Here is a 4,856-nt window from a genome sequence, read left to right on the forward strand (position 1 = left end):
CCGACGTTGTGGCGCAGCTCGCTGACGTCGATCTGGCGGATGTCCACGCCGTCCACCAGCAGCGAGCCGTTGTCCGCCTCATACAGGCCGACGATGAGCTTGGCCAGCGAACTCTTGCCCGAGCCACTGCGGCCGATGATGCCGACTTTCTCGCCCGGGCGGATGTTCAGGCTGATGTTCTTCAGGGCCATGTTCTGCTGGTTCGGGTAAGTGAAATCGACCCCGCGGAACTCGATCGCGCCCTGCAGTACCTGGCGGCTCAGCGGGCGTTCCTCGAAGTTGCGCTCTTGCGGCAGTTCCATCATCTGGTTGGTCGAGGCCATGGTCACCTTGGCCTGCTGGTAACGCGCCAGCAACCCGTTCAACTGCCCGAGCGGGCCGAGAGCTCGACCACTGAGCATGTAGCAGGCCACCAGACCGCCCATGCTCAGGTTGCCATCGATGATCTGATACACGCCGACGCAGATCATCGCCACGCCCGCCATCTGCTGGATCATCAAGGTGATGTTCATGGCCAGGCCCGACAGCACCTTGACCCGCAGTTCCAGGCGGCTGAGGGTCCCAAGGGTCTGCTCCCAGCGGTACTGGCGCTCGCTCTCGGCATTGTTGACCTTGACCGCATCCAGGCCGGCCAGGGTTTCGATCAGGCTCGACTGGCGCTCGGAGGCCAGCGCCATGGTCCGTTCCATGGTCGCCATCAGGGGTTTTTGCAGGGCGTAGCCGATGCCCAGGGCCAACGGGAAGGCGAGCACCGGGATCCACACCAGATGGCCGCCGACGATGGCGATGACCATGAGGATGATCAGGGTGAATGGCAGGTCGATCAGGCTGGTCAGGGTCAGCGAGGCGAGGAAGTCGCGCAGCCCCTGGAACTCGTGGATGTTCTGGGCAAAGCTGCCGACCCGCGCCGGGCGATACTTCATCGACATGCCGACGATGCGTTCGAACAAGGTGGCCGAGATGATCAGGTCGGTCTTCTTGCCGGCCAGGTCCAGGCACAGGCTGCGCAGGCCTTTGAGGATGAGGTCGAACAGGTAGGCACCGGTAATGCCCACCGCCAGCACCCATAGGGTCGAAGTGGCCTGGTTGGGCACCACGCGGTCGTAGACGTTCATCACGAACAGCGGCGCGGCCAGGGCGATCAGGTTGATCACCAGGCTGGCAGCGATGGCATCCATGTACAGCCATTTGCTGCGCAGCAGGGTGTCGCGGAACCAGGACTTGGCCCGCGGAATCAGGTTGCCGTGGTTGACGTCGTACTTGTGCTGCGGCTGGGCGAAAAACACCTTGCCGCTGTAGTCCCCGATCAGCGCTTCGCGGCTGATCAGCACCTCGCCGCCATCGCTTTCGCTGAGCAGCAGGCGTGCAGTGTCGGCGTTTTCCCAACCCAGCAGCACGGCGGCGCGGCCGTCCTTGAGGAGCAGCATGGCCGGCATGGCGATGCTCGGGATCTGCTCCAGCTTGCGCTGCAACAGGCGCCCCTGCAGGCCGGCGCGGGCGGCGGCGCGGGGCAGCAGTTCGGCGTTCAGGCGCTGGGCCGGCAAGGGTAAACCGGTGGTCAGCATCACCCGGCTGGCGGGTTTCTGATGCAGTACACAGAGGGTCAGCAGGCAATCCAGCAGCGGATCGTCGTGCTGACTACGCGGGTCGTGACTGAGCTGGGCTCGACGGACTTCGGATTCCACGTGGCGCTCTCTTCCTTGCGATAGTTGGAAGCAGGCCCCATCAACAATGGCCCGGTGTTCTTAAAGCTGACGACATCGCTGTTCGAAGGTTTCAAATCGCCAAGAATTTCTGCAGGTAGCCAACCTCCGCTGCGATAGGGAAAGACTAACGCGAGATACACAAGTCGCAACCCAGAAATTATACAAAACCCTCTCCACGCTTGCCGAAGCCAGATATGACGCGGCCTGTACGCCAGAACGCTGAGAAAGGCAGGTAACAGCGATACAACTAATACGAAAGTGAGAATTGGCAAGCGGCTATTTAACGTTATGACTTTAGATTGGCGTCGCTTGCAAAATAGCGATGCAAGTCAATATTTCGACACTCTTTAAGCGCGTAAGCGATAAAAGCACGGAAGTTTGACAGACCTATAAGTAGAGGCACTTTCATATTATTCCACTACCCGCCGGGTTTGAGCGCCGAAGGGGCATGGAAGGCACTGGTCGAGTCATCTGGAGAGCCGCATGAGCACCGTAGTCGCCATCGTCAAAAGCATTGTTGGCCAAGTCATCGCGGTATCGCCGGAAGGCATACGCCGCGTGCTCATCGAAGGAGACCGCCTGTTCGCAGGCGAGCAGGTACTGACCGGTGTCGGCGGTGCTATCACCCTGCAACTGACCGACGGCCGCTATGTAGACCTGGGCCGCGATAGCCAATGGAGTGCCAGCACCGCCGACCACAGCACAGACATGTGCCTGGCCACTGCGCAGGCTGCGCCGTCGGTGGAGCAGTTGCAACAGGCGATCCAGGCGGGTGTCGACCCGACCACGGCGCTGGAAGCTACCGCGGCAGGCCCGACCTCCTCGGGCGGCAGCGGCGGTGGTGCGCTTGGCGGTGGGCACAGTTTCGTCCTGCTCGAGGAAACAGCTGTCCGGGTCGACCCGAACGTTGGCTTTCAGACCGGGCCGCTGAACTTCAGCGAAAGCCTTGACTTCGATTTCGCCGCCGGGCCGCAGGCCGCCACCGCTGCAGCGGTCGTCGAACTGGCTACCGCCGTGGTGCTGAGTGCAACCCCGTCGGTCAGCGAGGCCGGCGGCAGCATCGTCTATGTCGCCACGGTCGGCCAGGCGCCGCTCAGCGCGCTGACCGTGACCTTGTCCAATGGCGCGGTGATCGTGATCGCCGCCGGGCAGACCAGTGGCTCGGTGAGCGTGCCGGTCACGCCAGGCACAACGGTGTACGCAGATGACCGTCACATCTCGACCAGCATCACCGGTACCAGCGGCGGCGGCATCCCGGTCGCCATCGACGGTACGCCGGCCGAGACCCGCGTGGTTGGCACGGCCGATACCACCACCGCCACGCTCAGCGCCAGCCCGAACGTGACCGAGGGCGGTGCGATCACCTACACCGTGACCCTGAGCAACCCGGCCCAGACGCCAGTCACGGTCACCCTGTCCAACGGCCAGGTCATCAGCATCGGCGCGGGTCAAAGCAGTGGCAGCGTGGTGCTGCAGACGGCCAACGATGTGTACGAGGACGCGACCACCTTTAGCACCCATATTACCTCCGCCATCGGGGGCAACTTCGAGCACCTGGAAGCCAACCCGGCTCCCGTTCTGACCGTGGTCAGCGATTCGACCGATTCCAGTACCGTCACCCTGACCGCCACGCCCTCCGTGGCGGAAGGCGGCGCCATTGTCTACACCGCCAGCCTCTCGGCGCCGGTGACCGGCACGCCGGTGGTGGTGACCTTGGCCAATGGCCAGACCATCACCGTGGCGGTCGGCCAGAGCAGTGGCATCGTCAGCGTGCCGGTCAGCAACGATATTTATCAGGGGCAAGGCCAGGTCAGCACGAGCATCTCCGGGGTTAGCGGGGGTAACTTCGAAAATCTGGTCGCTAACCCTGCGCCTGTCAGCACCACCGTCAGTGATATCCGGGACGTCACCACTGTCAGCCTGAGCGCGAGCCCGAGCGTGGCCGAAGGCGGCCAGATCATCTACACCGCAACCCTCAGCAACCCAGGCCAGACCGCCGTCACCGTGACCCTGAGCAACGGCCAGAGCATCACCATCGCGGCGAACCAGACCTCGGGCAGCGTCAGCGTGGCCGCACCTGCCGATAACCAGTATGCCGATGCCAGCCTCGTCAGCGCGCGTATCACCAATGCCACGGGCGGCAATTTCGAAAGCCTGGCGGTCAACGGCACGCCAGCGGTGACCGCGATCACCGATACCCTCGATACTACGACCGTGACCCTGACCGCCACGCCGTCGGTGGCCGAAGGCGGCACCATTGTCTACACCGCCACCGTCAATGCCCCAGTCACAGGCTCACCTGTGGTGGTGACCCTGGCCAACGGGCAGAGCATCACCATTGCAGTGGGCCAAAACTCAGGCACCACCACGGCGGCCGTCAGCAATGACGCCTACCAGGGCCACGCGCCGGTCAGCAACAGCATCACGGCTGTCAGCGGCGGCAATTACGAGCAGTTGGTGGCCAACCCGGCGCCAGTCAGTACCAGCGTCACCGATGTGCAGGATACGGTCGCGCTGACCCTGACCGCGACACCGAGCGTCGTCGAAGGCGGGACCATCGTCTACACCGCCACGGTGAATGCGCCGGTCACCGGAAGCCCGGTCGTAGTCAGCCTGGCCAACGGCCAGACCATCACCATCCCGGTCGGCCAGAGTTCCGGTACTGCCACGGGTGCAGTCACCAACGACGTCTATCAAGGCCATGCGGCTGTTACCAACAGCATCATCAGCGTCAGCGGCGGAAACTACGAAAACCTAGTCGCAAACCAGGCACCGGTCTCTACCACCGTCACCGACGTACAAGACACCACTACGGTGTCGCTGACGGCAACGCCGAGCGTCGCCGAGGGTGGCACCATCGTCTATACCGCCACGGTAAATGCGCCGGTCACCGGCAACCCGGTCGTGGTCAGCCTGGCAAACGGGCAGAGCATCACCATTCCGGTTGGCCAAAGCTCAGCTACCGCCACCGGTGCGGTGACTAACGACGTCTATCAAGGCCACGCGGCAGTTACCAACAGCATTACCAGCGTCAGCGGTGGCAACTACGAAAACTTGGTCGCCAATCAGGCACCGGTCAGCACCTCCGTTACCGATGTACAGGACACAACAACGGTGTCGCTGACGGCGACGCCCAGCGTGGCCGAAGGT

The 4,856-nt window shown here is 63.2% G+C and carries 2 protein-coding genes; one reads left to right on the forward strand and one right to left on the reverse strand.

Annotated elements, in window-relative coordinates; all coding sequences use genetic code 11:
- The coding region (locus ACQKPS_RS26670; RefSeq protein WP_427606264.1) for a type I secretion system permease/ATPase at positions 1–1,685 on the reverse strand (1,685 nt) is incomplete at its 3' end.
- 504 nt (positions 1,686–2,189) lie between these two features.
- On the opposite strand from ACQKPS_RS26670, the gene ACQKPS_RS26675 reads away from it, so the two are divergent.
- Positions 2,190–4,856: retention module-containing protein (locus tag ACQKPS_RS26675; protein ID WP_427606266.1), on the forward strand; the 2,667-nt coding region annotated here is incomplete at its 3' end.

Source organism: Pseudomonas sp. NPDC086566 (genome assembly GCF_050280885.1).
In the GTDB taxonomy this organism is placed as follows: domain Bacteria; phylum Pseudomonadota; class Gammaproteobacteria; order Pseudomonadales; family Pseudomonadaceae; genus Aquipseudomonas; species Aquipseudomonas vlassakiae.